The sequence below is a fragment of the Fibrobacter sp. genome (assembly GCA_024398965.1).
Classification (GTDB): Bacteria; Fibrobacterota; Fibrobacteria; order Fibrobacterales; family Fibrobacteraceae; genus Fibrobacter.
In genome coordinates, this window is the sequence record JAKSIF010000049.1 from 1 (window position 1) to 16,034 (window position 16,034).

Here is a 16,034-nt window from a genome sequence, read left to right on the forward strand (position 1 = left end):
ATTCTTTATACATGAAAACCCCGAAAGTTGTGTCCAACTTTCGGGGTTCACATCAGATGACCGAGACTTTTCTGTTTTCAAAAAAGAAACTTAGTTCCCACGATCGCTCATGGAACTGATCATGGCGATGATTTCGTCTGTGAAATTGCTGTTCGGAAGTTCCTGAGCTATTTCAAGAGCCTTTTCCAGGTGGTCTTGGGCGCAGGCCTTTGCCTTCTTAAAAACATCCTTTGCATTTAGCCTTGCTAGGATCTTTTCGGGAACGTCTGCTTCGGCTGCGTGCTTGATCAAATCTTCCATTTCGGAGCGTTCGTCCGCAGTGCATCCATCAAAGTAGTACAGCAGCGGCAATGTAATCAGCCCGTTGGATAGATCCGTAAACTTTGCCTTGTCGAGATTCTTGCTGCCAAAACCATAGTCCAGCAGGTCGTCTACAATTTGGAAGGCGATGCCGAAGTGGCTTCCCATCTGGGCGCACTGTTCCGCGACGTTCTTGTCAAAGCCCGCGAGGATACCGCCAATGCGCGCTGCCGCATTGATGAGGGCTGCGGTCTTTCCATCGATGATCTTGTCGTACATTTCGAAGGAAAGGCTCATGTCGCCGGAGTGGTCCAGTTCGAGGATTTCTCCGCTGATCAACTCGTCTGCGGCGTTGGACAGGGCTACCGGAATATCTCTGGATTCTTCGTTGATTACACAACGCATTGCCTGAGAAAGAACGTAGTCTCCAATAAGAACTGCAATCTGTGTTCCCCATTCTTTATGGGCGGTTTTCTGGCCACGTCTAATGTCTGTGCCGTCAATGATGTCGTCATGAACAAGGCTGGCCAGGTGCAACAGTTCAACGCCGGCGCAGGCGTGTGCTACGCGGTCGGCGTCGGGCTTTGAGTTTCCGCTTTGTGCGATAAGGCAAAGAAGGGTTGAACGAATACGCTTTCCCTTGCGCTGGAATAAGGACTCCAGGCGCTCTGCAATACCTGCAGGAGCGTTCTTTGCAACGTTGAGGATTACCTCTTCGGTAAGTTGCAGGTTGTCCTGGACAAGTTCTCTAGCTTGTCCTAGGACGGTTTGAAAATCAGCCTTGCTAGGAATCATAATTAAACGTCCAGTTCGTCAAGAACCTTGTAGGCGTTGTTTTCGATGAACTTACGGCGAGGTTCCACGTCTTCGCCCATGAGCATGCTGAAGATCTGGTCTGCAAGAACAGCGTCTTCCACATAGCACTGCTTGAGGAATCGCTTTTCCGGATCCATGGTGGTTTCGAAAAGCTGTTCGGCAGACATTTCACCAAGACCTTTGAATCGGGTGATGGTGACGTTCTTCTTGTCTTCCAGCTTGGCCATTGCCTCGTCCTTTTCCTTTTCGTCGAAGAGGTACTGTTCCTTGAGGCCGACCTTCAGCTTGTACAGAGGAGGCATGGCGATGAACACGTGTCCTTCGTCGATGAGGGGACGCATATAGCGGAAGAAGAAGGTGAGCAAAAGAGTCTGGATATGGGATCCGTCCACATCGGCATCGGTCATGATGACGATCTTGTGGTAACGGAGCTTGTCCATCTTGCATTCGGTTCCAAGTCCGCAGCCGATAGCGTTTACCAGGTTCTGGATTTCTTCGGTGTCCAGCACGCGGTGGAGGCTTGCCTTTTCAACGTTAAGAATCTTACCGCGGAGGGGGAGGATTGCCTGGAATTCACGCTTGCGTCCCTGCTTTGCAGAACCGCCAGCGGAATCACCTTCCACGATGAACATTTCGCATTCCTTCGGATCGCGGCTGGAGCAGTCTGCCAGCTTGCCCGGAAGGCCACCGCTTTCAAGAACGTTCTTACGGCGGGCGAGGGAGCGAGCCTTGTGTGCAGCTTCGCGAGCCTGTGCTGCAAAATAAACCTTGTCGAGAATGACCTTGACTGCAGACGGATTTTCCTGGAAGTATTCGTCCAGCTTTGCGCCGAATGCGGAAGCCACGTAGCTTGCAATTTCGGAGTTGCCCAGCTTACGCTTGGTCTGGCCTTCGAACTGGGGCTGAGAAACCTTGATGGCGATAACAGCGGTAAGACCTTCACGGATATCGTCAGCGGTAATCTGGATGTCCTTCTTGCCCTTGGGCATGTCCTGAGCGAACTTGCTGATAACGCGGGTCAGTGCGGTCTTGAAGCCGGTCACGTGGGTACCACCGTCGTAGGTGTTCACGTTGTTAACGAAACTGAAGAAGTTTTCCTGATAGCCGTCGTTATACCACATGGCCACTTCCAGCGGGTACTGACCATCGGGGAGCACCAGGTGGATGGGATCGTTGAACAACGGGGTGCGGTGTTCGTCTACATATCGTACGAACTCGGAAACGCCACCCGGATAGCAGAATGTTTCAGACGGTTTTTCTTCGGTACGTTCGTCGGTGAGGGTCAGGCGAAGACCGCTCATCAAGAAGGCCAGTTCACGGAAGCGGGTTGCCAGAGTGTCGTAAACGTAGACGGTTTCGCTAAAGATGGTATCGTCGGGATAGAATTCGATGGTGGTACCAGTGTCGTTGATATCGCAGGTTCCGATATCTCTCTGGGGACCGCAGGGAACGCCCTTGCTGAATTCCTGGGTGACAATCTTGCCACCGCGACGGACGGTTACAATGTGTTTCTTGGAAAGGGCGTTAACGCAGCTGACGCCCACACCATGAAGGCCTGCGGACACCTTGTAGGAATTGCTGTCGAACTTGCCACCTGCGTGAAGCTTGGTCATCACAACTTCGATTGTACCAACCTTTTCCTTAGGATGGATATCCGTGGGAATGCCACGACCGTTATCGGTAACGCGAATGCCGTTTCCCGGAAGAATCGCAATTTCGATATGAGTGCAGAATCCAGCCAAGGCTTCGTCCACGGAGTTGTCCACCACTTCCCATACCAGGTGGTGTAAACCGCGGATGTCGGTAGAGCCGATGTACATTGCCGGACGGACGCGGACTGCTTCCAGACCTTCCAAAACGGTAATGCTGGAACCGCTATAATCTTCGGATTCCTTCTTCACTTCTTCAATTTCTTCAGCCATGTTTACCTTACTTCAAGGCGCTTTGGGACGCCCAAATTTTATGATGCTTAGATAAAGCGAATGTCGCGTACGACGGGCTTTCCATGCAAAGAATTACACTTGTCAATAATAGCTTTTTTTTGCAGGAATAATTCCTGACGCCATGCGGAATTGGCTGCCTTTAGCACCAAAATATTCTTCTCGATTTTGATGGGTTCCACATGGGGTAAAATCAGGTTTCCCACCACCTGTTCAAAGCCGTTTTTTATAGTGGTAAATGTCATGTCCTGGTCAATTTTATTCTTGTCCAGGACCATTTTCAGAAGAATGCTTATGTCCGTCGGACCGTTGCTAACGCCCTTGCTGCGCTTTTTATTTTCAAAGTCCGCCATAGACAAAAATCTGATTGTTTTAGAGGAGCAGCAACTTGGAAAGAACGAATCCGCCGATCAAGATGCTTGTCATGCCAGCCACAACGGTAGCCTTGGTGGACTTGCCCACGCCTTCGGCGCCACTGGTGGTAGTAAAACCAAAGAAGCAGGCATAGCTAGCGATGAAGTAGCCGTATACAAAGGCCTTGATCAAGCCCACAGCGAGGTCCCAGTTCTCATAGAACATGCGTACACCGTAGAAGAATACGGAGAAGGATACGTCCTTATAGAGATGGGCTACGGCATAGCCACCGAGAATGCCGATGAAAATACTGATGACAGTAAGGGTGGGCAGCATGATTACGGTTGCAATCAGACGGGGGGCCAGCAGGAACTTGTAGGGGCTAAGACCCAGTACCTTGTAGGCGTCCAGCTGCTCTGTAACAGCCATGGTGCCTAGTTCAGAACACATGGAGGCGCCGATACGTCCGGCCAGAACCATTGCGGTAAGGATGGGGCACAACTCAACCATCACTGACTTGCCCACGGCCATGCCCACGAACATCAGAGGAATCATGTCGGCAAACTGATATGCCAGCTGCCAGGACATAATGGCGCCTGTTGCAAGGGAGGCTGCCACCACCACGGGAATACTGGTGACGCCTACATGTTGCATCTGTTCTACGGTTGTGTGCAGGTTCTTGAAGGCACCGGGAATGCTCTTGAATAGTTCCCACACGAACAAAACGTAATTGACGACAGTATGCAGGAACTTCCGGATAAATCTACCCAGACTCTCTGCAATGTTGTTCATCGTTCTAATCAAAGGGGCACCTTACTTTTTCTTTTTAGATTCCTTTACTTCAGCCTTCTTTTCGGCAGGCTTTGCGGGCTGCTTGTTGGCAGGAGCAATGGCCTTGTTGTAAAGGTTCATGTCACTAAGGTACTTGATTGCTTCGTTTAGCTGTTCGTCGCGCTTCAAGGTGAAAGCGGTACTTACGGAATCATTGATGAAGGCGGTAAGAAGTTCGCGCTTGATACCGTCCTTGATGTAATCCTTATTGCTTTCGAACTGGGCGTTCCTGTTGTTTTCCAATGCCCCGCGCATTTCGGCAATGCGTGCGGCGAGAACGGAATCGCTGACGGTCTTGGAGGAGTCGCCCATGTAGTTCTGTTCGTGGATGATGCTCTTCTCGAGCTGATCCACGCCAACCAAAGCATTGCTCTTGATCTTCATGAAGTTGGTGTCCTTCATGCAGAAGTCCTTGAACTGGGTGAACAGGGAGTCGGGGACTTCCCAGCTGGGGTCGACCTTGACACCGTTCTTTTCAAGATCCGGGCGGACCTTGACTGCAAACTTGAAGTACATGGCCATGCGTTCCTGGACCTGAACAACCCAAGGCATGGGGGAGAGTTCTACGTCAACGTCGGGGGTGATGCCACCACCGCCAAAGACCATACGGCCGTTGTTGGTGTAGAAGGTATCGCGGACCACGGTATCCTGCTTGACGGAATCAGCCTTTGCGTTTTCGGAATCCTCAGCTTCCTCTTCTTCTTGGAGCTTAAGCCCCTTGATGCCGTTTTCGGGCTTGTTGATGCAGCGGCCGAAGGGCAGGTAGTAGAAGGCTGTGGTGAGCTTGAGGGCGTTACCCTGGTTGTCCAGCGGGAAGATTGTCTGTACGGAACCCTTACCGAAGGAGGTCTTGCCGATAATGAGGGCGCGGTCCCAGTCCTGCAGTGCGCCGGAAACAATTTCTGCAGCACTTGCGGAACCCTGGTTCACCAGGACTACCATGGGAATGTCCTGCTTGACTACGCCGTCCTTGCGGGCGCGACTTTCAGTCTTCTGGGTGCGGCCGCGGGTGCTTACAATGATATTGCCCTGCTTCAGGAACAGTTCGCTGATTTCAATAGCCTGGTTCAGAAGGCCACCCGGATTGTAGCGCATGTCCAGGATAATCTTCTTCATGCCCTGCTTCTGCAGGCTCTTGATGGCGTTTTCCACGTCGCTCAAGGTCTTGTCGCTAAAGGTGGCGAGCTTGATGTAGCCAATGTCCTTGGAAACCATGCCGTAGTAGGGAACCGCGTGAACCACGATTTCTGCACGGGTAATGGTAAAGTCCATCAGGTCGGGAACGCCTTCGCGCTGGATAGATACGGTCACGTCGGTGCCGATCTTGCCGCGGAGCTTGTTCACTGCGTCATCGAGGGAAAGGCCCTTGGTGTCCTTGCCGTCAATCTTACGGATCTTATCGCCTGCACGAATGCCCAGGCGGAATGCCGGAGTGCCGGAAAGCGGGGAAATTACGGTCAGAACGTTGTCGCGAAGGCTAATGGTAATGCCGACGCCGCCAAACTTACCTTCCATGGAAACCTTAAGGCTTTCGTAATCCTTGGGGCTAAACACGGTGGTGTGGGGGTCAAGGATATTGCGGATGCCGTTCAGGGCGGCGTCCGTCAGTTCCGTAGGATTCACGTCTTCGACGTACTTACGGTTGACTTCGGAAAGAACCTTGTTCAAGCGGGAGACTTCGTCGTAGAAGTCGCCAGGAGGAGTCTGCTTGTCGGCTGCTGCGTTGGCAACACAGAGTGCAGACATGGAAGCTACAAAAAGATTGCGAAAGTTCGGCATATTGAATTTCATGGCTAAAAAATACAATTTCAAACCTTTCAAGATGGAGTAAAAACGGAAAAAACCGGCCGTTTAAGGCCGGTTTTTAATTCTATGAGAGAGAGAAAAGAGCTTGCAAATTTGTTTTTAGGCTAGAACCCTAGGCGGCATCAGTCAGAAGACGTTCAACCTGGTCGTTTCTGAGCTTTGCCAGGGCGTTTTCCTTAAGCTGACGGACGCGTTCCTTGGAAAGTCCTACCATGGGGGCGATTTCCTTAAGGTTAAGGTCGGAATCCATCTTAAAGCCGTAGTAAAGTTCGACAATCATCTGTTCCTGTTGGGAAAGGTTGTCTTTCATTACTTTGTTGTAAACGTCCTTGCGGTTGTTGCTTTCGGCGAGGCTTTCAGTGCGGTTTTCTGCTGCGATGGTTTCGCCCAGAGTCATGTCGCCATCTTCACCAACCGGGGTGTCCAGGGAGGTGGACTTGCTGCCCATCATCAGAATCTTTTCGATATCGTGAGCCTTGTACTTGGTAAGGCCTTCGAGACTGGAAGGGTCAACGGTCAGTCCGCCGCCAATAACCTGACGGAGCTTGCCGCCGTCTTTGCTGAAGCGGCGAAGTACCAGTTCCTTTTCTGCGCTGATACGAACCATACGGCCGCGTTCTGCAATGGCACGGGTGATGTTCTGGCGAACCCACCAAACGGCATAGCTGATAAACTTGATTTTCTGGTTCGGGTCGAAACGACGAGCTGCTTCAATGAGGCCCATATTGCCTTCGTTTACCAATTCGTTGATTTCGAGACCCTGTCCCTTGTACATGTTTGCGATGTTCACCACAAAGCGGAGGTTGGAATTGACCAACATGTCCATGGCGGCGCGGTTGCCCTCGCGAACCTTGTTCAGGAGAACCTTTTCTTGTTCCTTGGTAAGAAGCGGATACTTAGAAATGTCGTTCAGGTACTGAAAGTATACGTCTCTTTCTGCACGAGTGTTGTTATTTTTGTTCATGTCTTCCCTCCTAAGGAACAATTGTTTTAACGATTACAAATGTACCTCAATTCCCATTTTCGAGTGTCATTGATTGCCCTAGCCTTTGCAAAAGTTATTTGTGAATTTTGTCTAAGTTTTTCGCCTTTTTGTCATAATTTTGTCATGTAGAATGACGTTTTTTGTGAATATTGCCTATTTTTAGGCATTATTGAGGGCTAAATGGACCAAAATCAATCAGAACATCATGACAATTTCCTGAAAAAGTTCTTTCAAAAGCAGAAAGTTAGGCTTTCTTCTCTGCAAGAGGCTCGATTTGAAAGAAGTGAAAGGGAGCTGATAGAAATCCTTGGCGATGACGGCGATGATTCCGGACGATTCCCTGCGCCGGGAATTCTGGTCGGAATCCTTACTTGGATCTTTATCATTTTTTTCCCCCTCATGATGATTTTGGATCCGGCGGAACACATGGGAACTCCTGTGAACATTCGCAATATCACCGGATTTTATGTTCCTTTGTTTGCAACGCTCTTAGTGTTCGTTGCCAATCAGCGATTGCTTGTACCTCGGTTCTTCTTTAGAAAAAAATACTGGAAGTACCTTGGCGCGAATACGCTTCTTTTGTCTATAGCCTTTGTTTCCAAGGAACTGGTCGGCTTTCTTGTTGTTCGTGAACCAGGTCAGGGTATTGCTTACTTTGTTAGTGATTTTGCCTTTGCCCAAGGGCGTGATCACTTTATCTGGATGCTTGTAACGTTCTTTATCTTTGTTGTCATGATTTGCCTTATTTGCATCATGATCAGTGTATTTTCCAGACAAATTATCAAATCCTTTATCTTGCGTGAAAAACGTCGTTCTGCCTTGCAGAATGAACTTGATTTTCTAAAGCAGCAGTTGAGTCCTCACTTCCTGTTCAATACGTTGAACAACATATCATCACTGATTTCCTTTGACCCCAAGCTTGCAGAAAGTTCCATGACAAAACTTTCCGGGCTTTTGCGAGTGATGCTTTACCAGACGGGGGATAATTTTGTACAGCTAAAGGAAGATGTGGACATTCTGGAAAAGTATGCAGATCTTGAAAAACTCAGGATGGATGAAAACTTTGATTTTTCGTTCAAGGTGAACCTGGAAAATCCCAACAGGCAGATAGAACCCTTGATTATGATGCCCTTGATGGAAAATTCCATGAAGCACTGCGTTAATCCTAACGGAAAAAGCTTTGCCCATATAGAGATTAATCAAACGGGTGATGAACTTTGTTTTAGGGCGGAGAACAGCAACTTTCCTCGAAAGTCGCAACGTTCTTCAAGTGGGCTTGGATTGGCCACGTTTAAAAAACGTCTTGATTTGATGTACGAAGGCCGTTATACCTACGAAACAAAGGTTGAAAACGAAACTTATATTTGCCAATTGAAATTGACTCTCAAATAGTTTTCTATAATGTAGGTCATGAGTCTTATCAATAACATTGTCGTTGCCGGAGGCACTCACGGAAACGAACGTACTGGTGTCCGTCTTGTTCAGAAATGGATGGATAATCCGGAATGTTATAGCAATTTGTGCAAGAGCGCTAAAATTGACTTGGTCTTGTCGAATCCTGAGGCAATGCGGTTGAATCGACGTTATAGAGATCACGATTTGAACCGAGCCTTTTCTCAGACTTGCCTAGACGTCGGTGTTGTTCCTCAGCAGTACGAATTCCGCCGAGCCAAGGAACTGAACTCGCTATATGGTCCAAAGGGCCCTAATACAAAAACAGACTTGCTGCTGGATGTTCATAATACCGGCTCCAATATGGGTTACTGCCTGATTCTTTCGGCCAGGGATCCTTTCTGCATGAGGGCTTCTGCCGTATTGACTCAAGAATTCAAGAACGCCTGGATTTACTACCAGCCGGAAGAACGTTCCGCTTCGCCTTATTTTGGAACAGTGGCTAAAGCTGATATCTGTATTGAAATCGGTCCCCAGCATCACGGAACCTTGAATCCGGTTATTTTTGAGGAATCGGAGCGATTGGTAAAACGCTATCTGGAGCTTGTAGAGGAATGGAATGCCGGCGAGCTGCAGAAACGCCCGCCTATCCAGGTGGAAGTTTATACCCAGCATCGTGACCTTGGGTATCCTAAGCCTCAAGGCGGCGGCCCGATTCAGGCCATGATCCATCCCGATATCTTTGGAAGAGACTATTGTGAATTGAAGGAAGGGGACGGCCTGTTCCGAACCTTTGATGGAAAAGATATTTTGTTTAAACGAGAACCTGGTGACCCGGAATCCGTGTACCCGATTTTTATCAACGAACCGGCTTACTACGAAAAAGACATCGCCATGAGTCTTACCGTAAAGACTGTTGAGGAATGGTAGGAACCCTATGACTGAAGAAAATGAAGAACTGCAAGAAGTGAACGGCGAAGAACGCCTGAAAAATTTTCTGGAACTTGTCCAGAAGCAGAAGGGCGAGAACTGGGATTCCAGATTGTTTGATATTCTTGACGCCTTTGAAGATTTCTTGACTATCCGTCCGGAACCTCCCCAGGAATGGCTTGATACCTATGCGGAAAGTGGCAAGAAGTTTGACTACTATCAGATTGTGCTGCCTCAGGACTTCCAGGATCCTTACGAAGACGACCTTGGAAATATCCGCCGTCTCCGTAACGAGTTTGAACGTACTCCCAGTACCATGGCCTTGGAACATGAGCTGGTAAGCCGTAACTACTTCATTTTTGAAAATGGCCATGCCGAGGCTATTCCTGCTCCTCGCCCTATGCTGATGCTTGAAAGCAAGGACCGCGATGACGACGAGGAAGAACAGGAAGGCGACATTACTTGGGATTGCTGCATTTCCATTTTCCCTGACGGAAGCTATATCGCCTATAACCTTGCCCATGACGACGAAGAAGTGCTGGGCGAAGACTTCAAGGCTGAATTTGACAAGCATATCGACGTGCTTTCCCGACTCCAGCTGGTGATTCCTGTGGAAGGTCGTGACTACGGAATTTTAAAGAGCGACGCATAACCCACGAATCATCCTGGAGATCGTACAACCCACGTCATCCTGGAGATCGTACAACCCACGTCATCCTGGAAATCGTACAACTCACGTCATCCTGGAGATCGAACAACTCACGTCATCCTGGAGCGAAGCGATAGGATCCATTATGATGAATAGACTTTGGAAAAACATAATTCTCGCCATGGTGCTGCTTGCAGGCAACGCCTTTGCTGGCTTTATCCAGAGCCCCATTCCTCCTTCCAGTCATGAAAACTTCTTGTACGACCGCGACGGCGATGGACGTCTGGACCTGATTATAGTGAAGTTCCTTGGTGCAGTAAGCCGGGAATACCTGGATCAGATGGTTGACAGTCTGACCTTTGATTGGGCAGATTCCTCGGGAGCCTTGGTCCATAAGGTCTTTGCAGGAAGAGATCTAGAAAAGGATTCCACCAGTAATCGCTTGGTTCATGTGAATCTTGAAAACGTCCAGTTGCAGTTTATGCGGCTAACTGCATTGCGGTCAGCGTTGCATTCCTGGGGTTCCCTTGGAAACATGCGAATCTATCTTGCCGACGGAACGATGTATAAGGTTGCCTTGAAGGACAAGATGGCGCCTGTGGCGATTTTTGCTGACATGCGATCCTATCGGGGAAAATCCGCAGATACATTGACAATCCATTTTTCTGAAAGTGTTACAGCCAGCTGTGATGTATTCATGGACTACAAGAGTTCCAGGGATTCTACAGTACGTGTTTTACCGCCGTCCAAGGTGGAATGGAATTTTGGAGCCTCTTCTGCATACGTGATTTTTGATGACCTGTCGGCGACGGGAGACCGTGTTGCCCCGAAGGATTCTGTGAGGGTTCTCCAGAATTGTATCGCGGATTCATTGAAAAACGCAGTTAGCGATTCTTCCTTCTTGGTGGTTAAGGGGTTCTATCCTATTGAGGTCTATTCCAGTTCCATGGTCGTAGATGTCCAGGATCCTGACGACAACCTGCCTATTTTCAACTTGCTTTTTGAAGAGGAGGGAGGCGACTTTCCGAATGAAAATGCATGGGGGATTGCTATCGATGTGATGGGGCAGGAATTTGAACGTTCTGTCCGTTCTGCATTGGGGCTTTCTAGCAAGACTGCGTTCGACCCCTCTAAGTTGAGAATTAAGTATAGCCTTAGAATCTATACAAACCTGGGCTCATTTGTGGTGGGAACATCTGCGGATGTTCGTGGTGACGATGCCCGCTTTAATAATGGTGCAGCAAGGATGTTCCTGCGATGGAATCTAATGGATGGCCGCCGCCGTCATGTCGGTATTGGGGCCTATATAGCAAGCTATATGGTTCAGGTTACTTATGATGGCCGAACTGTTTTCCACAACGATTCCAATGCAGGCTATGCCACGCAGGTTTTTGGTGTTCAACGCCGTTAGCGTTTAATTTATGGAATTGTTTGAAAGAAGTATATACAGGCGTTATTTGGATATCCTGAATAGCGATGGTTTTGTTGTCGAAGCAGGCTTGAAGGAGCCCAAAGCAGTTTGCTTCGAAGATTTGCTGAACAAGTATGATGCCTTCTGCTTTGATGGATATGGAACGCTGTATAATCGCGGGGACTTTGTTTATCCAGGGGCCCGCGAGATGTTTGCAACTCTGCGAAAGGCTGGCAAACAGTTGCGCCTGATAACCAACGCAGCATCGGATGTAGATCAAGTGCTTGCACGTGATGCAGGAAAACGCGGCTTTGATTTTTCTGAAGAAGAAACTGTTTCTTCGGGAAGTTTGCTGAAGGATCTTGTCGCAGGTCTTCGCACCGGTGATTCTCAGAAAGTTCCTGCCCTCAAGCTTCGTGAAGTTTATTACATCGGTCGCGAAACCGGTAAGAACGTTCTCGCCGGCTGTGGCATTACGGCTGTGGCGCCTGACGCTTATCCCGAAGAGCCTATAGTGGCTATTTCTTCTGCCAAGGATACTCCTGAAACATACGCTCGCGCGGTGGAAATTTTGCGTCGTCCGGGAGCAATTCTTCTGGTGCTGAATTCCGATGCCTGGGCCCCAAAAATTGACGGAAGCCGTGAACCTGTTTCGGGCGCGCTGAGTGAACGTCTTCGCCTCGATTCCAAGTGCGATGCGAATAATGGGGAAGGTTGCGCTACCTATTATTTGGGAAAACCGTTTCCTGCGATTTGGAAGAAGGTTCGCGAATCTCTGCCTGCGTCGCTGTTTGGTGGGCGTGAGCCCCGCGTCTTGATGGTTGGCGACACCTTGGGCACGGATGTCCTTGGTGCGCGAGTGGCTGGCTTTGATTGCGCGTTGATTGTAGGCCGTAACCAGCCTGCTGCTGAATTGGCAGAGGATGAATCCTTTTTAGGGATTCGACCGGATTGGTACTTGGTGCCGTAAAACAAAAGACCCACCATGCGGCGGGTCTTTCGTTTCAGAACGGAAAAGCATGCAAGGTGAATCATGCAGAAATACATTTATGTATTTCTATTTGTGAGCCGCAGCTGCTGACGGCGAAGCGGAAAAAGGGTTTGCTCGTCGCTAGTCTCCCGAGCTACGCTCGGCTAGCTCCTCGCCCTACGGGCTCACGGCTAACGCCGCAAGCTCAAAAATCCTTTCCACGGGCTTCGCCCACGAAACGATTTTTGTCGAACCCTCTTCTCGGGTTCTCGACCAATTCTGTTTATAAAATAAGAGGCCCACGAATGTGGACCTCTTATTTTAAGAGCGGAAAAAGGGTCTCGAACCCTCGACATCGACCTTGGGAAGGTCGCGCTCTACCAACTGAGCTACTTCCGCGTGTTTTCATAATGTAGTAATTTTCTATCATTATGTCATAAGGTTACGGGAAAAAGTTATGAATTTGCGAAAGTTTGTCTTGATTTTGGTGGAAATGTTTTTCTTAGCCGGAACAGCCTTTGCTGAAAAATCTATGTGGCAGAAGTTCAAGGATTTCTTCAATCCTGGAGAGTCTATCGATTGCGAAGGAACCGTCTGCGATCAAATCCATAATCTTGATGAAAAAATCAGCAAGGCGGAGGGCAAGTATTCTCGCGAACGTCGTCCTGTAAATAAGGAACGCTATAAGAAGGAACTTGATAGCTTGAACGTGGTTCGCGATTCGTTGGTGGCCATCGTAAAGGAACAACAAGCTGCGGATAGTTTAAAGGCTGCCGTTTCTTCCGTTGCAGAGGCCCAGTCATCCTCTTCCCAAACGATGTCTTCTTCAGATGTGGTTGCCGTTGCCGCAGTTTGCAAGCCCGATACGGTTTTTGTTCGTGATACCATCAGGATTCATGACACTCTTTATGTGATGCTGGCGAATAAACCCGAGCCTGTGGCAAGCTCATCTTCAGCTGCCGATACGACGACAACTCCGGCCAAGTAATCATGCGGTACGAAAATATTGTTCAAGGCAAGTTCCTGTCTCGCCCAAACCGCTTCATTGCCCATGTGGAAATCGATGGCGTTGATACGGTGGTTCATGTAAAGAATACAGGGCGTTGTAAGGAACTTCTTGTTCCTGGATGTACCGTCTACCTGGAAAAATCCAGCAATCCCGCCCGCAAGACTCCTTACGACTTGATCGCTGTGGAAAAAGTCGTGACGATTTCATCTGCGGTCAAGACAATTCTAATCAACATGGACAGTCAGGCGCCCAATAAGGTTGCCGGCGAATGGATTCGTTCCCATCAGGAATTGTTTCCGGAGATTACCTTTCTAAAACCGGAATACACCTTCGGTAATTCCCGTTTTGACTTTTACGTAGAGTACAAGGGTGCAGGCCGCACTAAGGCCGCTCGCGAAAAACTTCACAAAATGTTCATCGAGGTGAAGGGCTGTACTCTGGAATTTGACGGTCATGCGAAATTCCCCGATGCACCTACGGAACGTGGCGTTAAACACCTGACAGAACTGGCGGATATTCTGCGTGAGAAACGTGCCGCAGATGATGGAACGGAATACGAATGCGGTATACTGTTTTTAATACAGATGAAGGGCTGCCACAAGTTTTCTCCCAATGTGGCAACGCACCCAGAATTTGGAACTGCATTAAAAAACGCCCAAGATGCGGGCGTTCATATTTTCGTTTATGATTGTAAGGTGACGCCGGATACCTTAATTGCCGATGCTCCCGTATCCTTGGAACTTTAATCCTGCGGCAGGGTAAAGCCTCTGCGGAAATTTTCAATGAGACAGCAGCTGATGCTGACGTCGGTTTCGTATTCGGGAATATCTTCTCGCTTCACCCATTTGGCTTCGGACAGTTCTGCTTCCTGGCGGTGGATGGTTTCGTCTCCGTCCAGTTCTGCGGTCCAGCCGGCGATTAACGAATCGCTGAATGGCCAGGGCTGACTTCCGAAGTATTTCAGGTTCTTAATCTTGACGCCGGCTTCTTCCATCACTTCGCGGTGTGCAGCCTGCTCCAGGCTTTCGCCGATTTCCACGAAGCCAGAAATCAGGAACAGTCGCGGGTTGGGATTATCGATGTTGTGAGCCATCAGCAGCTTGTCGCCATTGCGGACCGCAACGATAACCACAGGTGAAATTCGAGGGTAAACGGTGTTGCCGCACTTGGGGCAGATGATGGATCGTTCCTTGTCTCCTCGGATGGTGACGCCTCCGCATTTGCCGCAAAACTTGTTCAGGCTTTCCCAATGTGCAAGGTGTGCTGCAGTGGCTCCGCCAAGACGTTCTAGGGGAGGCATGGGGCGGAAAGCGCGATTGCCTACGAATTCGTAACCTTCGGGGGCGGTAAAGTCTTCAATGACGTGTTGCAGGAAGAAGGCTTTGTCATCAATGTTTAAAAGGTAATGTCCCTCGAATTCCTGCATACCCTTTCCCTGGATAGAAAGAACTTCTGCAATCGTGGGAAGTGCATAGCCTTCGCCAGCTTTTTTGAGTAAAGTCTTTGCTCCGTTATAAATCGAACAGTAGTCGTCCTGCCTAGGATCCTGAATCTTAAACTGGTTGTCTAAAACGTGGGGGGCAATTTCGTGAATCATATTTTATTTCTTTCCCACAATCTGGTTGCGTCCGTTATTCTTTGCCGTGTAAAGGCGCTTGTCTGCAATGGTGAGTATCTTGTCGTAGTTGGTGAATTCCGGATTGTAGCAATCTACGAAACCGCCACTGATATTGACATGCACATTAGGCTGTTCTTCAAAATGCAAGGCGGATACATTGATACGGAATTGTTCCGCCCTGACAATAGCCTTGCTGTAGTTTTCTGCACGAAGCAGCAGAATGAATTCTTCTCCGCCATAACGTACTGCCATTTCTCCTTCCTCAATGCAGGTGCTCTGAGCAAGATTTCCTATGGATGCCAAAACCTGATCTCCGAAAAGATGGCTGAAGTTGTCGTTAATGCGCTTGAAGAAGTCTACGTCGAACATAAGAAGGTAATAGCCGGCAGGGCTTACAAGCACCTTGTTTTTTATGACTTCAATGAAACTGCGTCGGTTGTAAAGGCCTGTGAGGGGGTCGTGGGACGAAAGAAAATCCAGCTTCGCAATGACTTCGTCTTTTTCTTTTCGTTCGCGGCTGTAGGTTTTCAGCAAATAGGATATGATGGTGAATATGAGAATTGCCATGAAGACGAATGAAACCGTCTGATCCACAAGCCCATCAAGAGGTTCCAATGTGGGAGATATTTCGGGGTGAAACCAGTCGTAAAAGAAAATGCCTACGTTCAGGATGACTGAATAAATCAGCATGGCGGTTCGGGTCTTGAAATTGTTGATCAGCGAAGTGACGAGTATTGCCGTTAGACAATAGAAAGGCATGCCGCTGTCAAAGGCTCCGCAGATAAAGAACATGGGAGGCACGATAAACGTGTTGATGGCAAAACACATGGCTGTGTAGCATGCTTGATTCTTGCCGGTTGCAAACGCTACTATGCCTAATATCACGAAGTATAGGGAAATCAGAGCCGTGTAGGCAATTGCCAGTCCACCTAATCCTTCGATCGCCGTAAAGATGGTGGAGGCTATGGCTGCCAAAAAGCAAAAGAAGAGAACGCCCCAGAAAAGGACGTTTTCAAAAGAACC

15 protein-coding genes and 1 tRNA gene are annotated in these 16,034 nt (G+C 48.9%); 7 read left to right on the top strand and 9 right to left on the bottom strand.

Annotation, left to right across the window (positions count from 1 at the left end):
- Positions 1 to 90 precede the first annotated feature (90 nt).
- The 6 genes from MJZ26_12730 to MJZ26_12755 all read right to left on the bottom strand — a co-directional run bounded on the left by MJZ26_12730 (position 91) and on the right by MJZ26_12755 (position 7,011).
- Entirely contained in the window at positions 91 to 1,095 is a 1,005-nt protein-coding gene (locus MJZ26_12730) for a polyprenyl synthetase family protein (protein ID MCQ2106646.1), read from the bottom strand.
- A gap of 2 nt (positions 1,096 to 1,097) precedes the next feature.
- Positions 1,098 to 3,038 (bottom strand): DNA topoisomerase (ATP-hydrolyzing) subunit B, encoded by a 1,941-nt coding sequence (gene gyrB / locus MJZ26_12735; protein MCQ2106647.1) that lies wholly within the window; start codon positions 3,036 to 3,038, stop codon positions 1,098 to 1,100.
- 47 nt (positions 3,039 to 3,085) lie between these two features.
- Positions 3,086 to 3,409, bottom strand: coding sequence for a DUF721 domain-containing protein (locus tag MJZ26_12740; protein ID MCQ2106648.1), 324 nt, complete (start codon positions 3,407 to 3,409; stop codon positions 3,086 to 3,088).
- 19 nt (positions 3,410 to 3,428) lie between these two features.
- Positions 3,429 to 4,202 carry an ABC transporter permease gene (locus tag MJZ26_12745; protein ID MCQ2106649.1) on the bottom strand — a complete coding sequence of 258 codons (774 nt, stop codon included), beginning with the start codon at positions 4,200 to 4,202 and terminating at the stop codon, positions 3,429 to 3,431.
- Positions 4,203 to 4,223: 21 nt separating this feature from the next.
- Positions 4,224 to 5,987: a S41 family peptidase gene (locus tag MJZ26_12750; protein MCQ2106650.1), complete on the bottom strand. Its 1,764-nt coding sequence runs from the start codon at positions 5,985 to 5,987 to the stop codon at positions 4,224 to 4,226.
- A 172-nt stretch (positions 5,988 to 6,159) separates the two neighbouring features.
- Positions 6,160 to 7,011, bottom strand: a complete 852-nt coding sequence (locus tag MJZ26_12755) for an RNA polymerase sigma factor RpoD/SigA (protein ID MCQ2106651.1) — start codon at positions 7,009 to 7,011, stop codon at positions 6,160 to 6,162.
- Positions 7,012 to 7,212: 201 nt separating this feature from the next.
- On the opposite strand from MJZ26_12755, the gene MJZ26_12760 reads away from it, so the two are divergent.
- The 5 genes from MJZ26_12760 (at position 7,213) to MJZ26_12780 (ending at position 12,384) form a co-directional block, all read left to right on the top strand.
- Positions 7,213 to 8,424, top strand: a complete 1,212-nt coding sequence (locus tag MJZ26_12760; GenBank protein MCQ2106652.1) for a sensor histidine kinase — start codon at positions 7,213 to 7,215, stop codon at positions 8,422 to 8,424.
- An 18-nt stretch (positions 8,425 to 8,442) separates the two neighbouring features.
- Positions 8,443 to 9,354, top strand: coding sequence for an aspartoacylase (locus MJZ26_12765; GenBank protein MCQ2106653.1), 912 nt, complete (start codon positions 8,443 to 8,445; stop codon positions 9,352 to 9,354).
- A gap of 7 nt (positions 9,355 to 9,361) precedes the next feature.
- Positions 9,362 to 10,006 carry a hypothetical protein gene (locus MJZ26_12770; GenBank protein ID MCQ2106654.1) on the top strand — a complete coding sequence of 215 codons (645 nt, stop codon included), beginning with the start codon at positions 9,362 to 9,364 and terminating at the stop codon, positions 10,004 to 10,006.
- Between the two features lie 142 nt (positions 10,007 to 10,148).
- Positions 10,149 to 11,414, top strand: a complete 1,266-nt coding sequence (locus tag MJZ26_12775) for a hypothetical protein (GenBank protein MCQ2106655.1) — start codon at positions 10,149 to 10,151, stop codon at positions 11,412 to 11,414.
- A gap of 46 nt (positions 11,415 to 11,460) precedes the next feature.
- Positions 11,461 to 12,384 (top strand): HAD hydrolase-like protein, encoded by a 924-nt coding sequence (locus MJZ26_12780; GenBank protein MCQ2106656.1) that lies wholly within the window; start codon positions 11,461 to 11,463, stop codon positions 12,382 to 12,384.
- A 326-nt stretch (positions 12,385 to 12,710) separates the two neighbouring features.
- Here the strand turns inward: MJZ26_12780 and MJZ26_12785 are convergent.
- Positions 12,711 to 12,783, bottom strand: a tRNA-Gly gene (locus tag MJZ26_12785).
- Positions 12,784 to 12,841: 58 nt separating this feature from the next.
- Here MJZ26_12785 and MJZ26_12790 point away from each other — a divergent pair.
- Entirely contained in the window at positions 12,842 to 13,372 is a 531-nt protein-coding gene (locus MJZ26_12790; GenBank protein MCQ2106657.1) for a hypothetical protein, read from the top strand.
- A 2-nt stretch (positions 13,373 to 13,374) separates the two neighbouring features.
- The gene (gene sfsA / locus MJZ26_12795; protein ID MCQ2106658.1) at positions 13,375 to 14,139 is read left to right on the top strand and encodes a DNA/RNA nuclease SfsA; all 765 of its coding nucleotides are present in this window, start codon (positions 13,375 to 13,377) and stop codon (positions 14,137 to 14,139) included.
- Here the strand turns inward: sfsA and nudC are convergent.
- On the bottom strand, positions 14,136 to 14,990 hold the full coding sequence (nudC, locus tag MJZ26_12800) for an NAD(+) diphosphatase (protein ID MCQ2106659.1): 855 nt from the start codon (positions 14,988 to 14,990) through the stop codon (positions 14,136 to 14,138). The genes sfsA and nudC overlap by 4 nt on opposite strands.
- Before the next feature lie 3 nt (positions 14,991 to 14,993).
- On the bottom strand, positions 14,994 to 16,034 hold a 1,041-nt coding region (locus MJZ26_12805; protein ID MCQ2106660.1), incomplete at its 5' end, for a GGDEF domain-containing protein.

Coding starts and splice junctions, on each gene's coding strand:
- MJZ26_12730 (MCQ2106646.1), bottom strand. CDS start 1,095: ATGATTCCTAGCAAGGCTGATTTTCAAACCGTCCTAGGACAAGCTAGA.
- gyrB (MCQ2106647.1), bottom strand. CDS start 3,038: ATGGCTGAAGAAATTGAAGAAGTGAAGAAGGAATCCGAAGATTATAGC.
- MJZ26_12740 (MCQ2106648.1), bottom strand. CDS start 3,409: ATGGCGGACTTTGAAAATAAAAAGCGCAGCAAGGGCGTTAGCAACGGT.
- MJZ26_12745 (MCQ2106649.1), bottom strand. CDS start 4,202: ATGAACAACATTGCAGAGAGTCTGGGTAGATTTATCCGGAAGTTCCTG.
- MJZ26_12750 (MCQ2106650.1), bottom strand. CDS start 5,987: ATGTCTGCACTCTGTGTTGCCAACGCAGCAGCCGACAAGCAGACTCCT.
- MJZ26_12755 (MCQ2106651.1), bottom strand. CDS start 7,011: ATGAACAAAAATAACAACACTCGTGCAGAAAGAGACGTATACTTTCAG.
- MJZ26_12760 (MCQ2106652.1), top strand. CDS start 7,213: ATGGACCAAAATCAATCAGAACATCATGACAATTTCCTGAAAAAGTTC.
- MJZ26_12765 (MCQ2106653.1), top strand. CDS start 8,443: ATGAGTCTTATCAATAACATTGTCGTTGCCGGAGGCACTCACGGAAAC.
- MJZ26_12770 (MCQ2106654.1), top strand. CDS start 9,362: ATGACTGAAGAAAATGAAGAACTGCAAGAAGTGAACGGCGAAGAACGC.
- MJZ26_12775 (MCQ2106655.1), top strand. CDS start 10,149: ATGATGAATAGACTTTGGAAAAACATAATTCTCGCCATGGTGCTGCTT.
- MJZ26_12790 (MCQ2106657.1), top strand. CDS start 12,842: ATGAATTTGCGAAAGTTTGTCTTGATTTTGGTGGAAATGTTTTTCTTA.
- sfsA (MCQ2106658.1), top strand. CDS start 13,375: ATGCGGTACGAAAATATTGTTCAAGGCAAGTTCCTGTCTCGCCCAAAC.
- nudC (MCQ2106659.1), bottom strand. CDS start 14,990: ATGATTCACGAAATTGCCCCCCACGTTTTAGACAACCAGTTTAAGATT.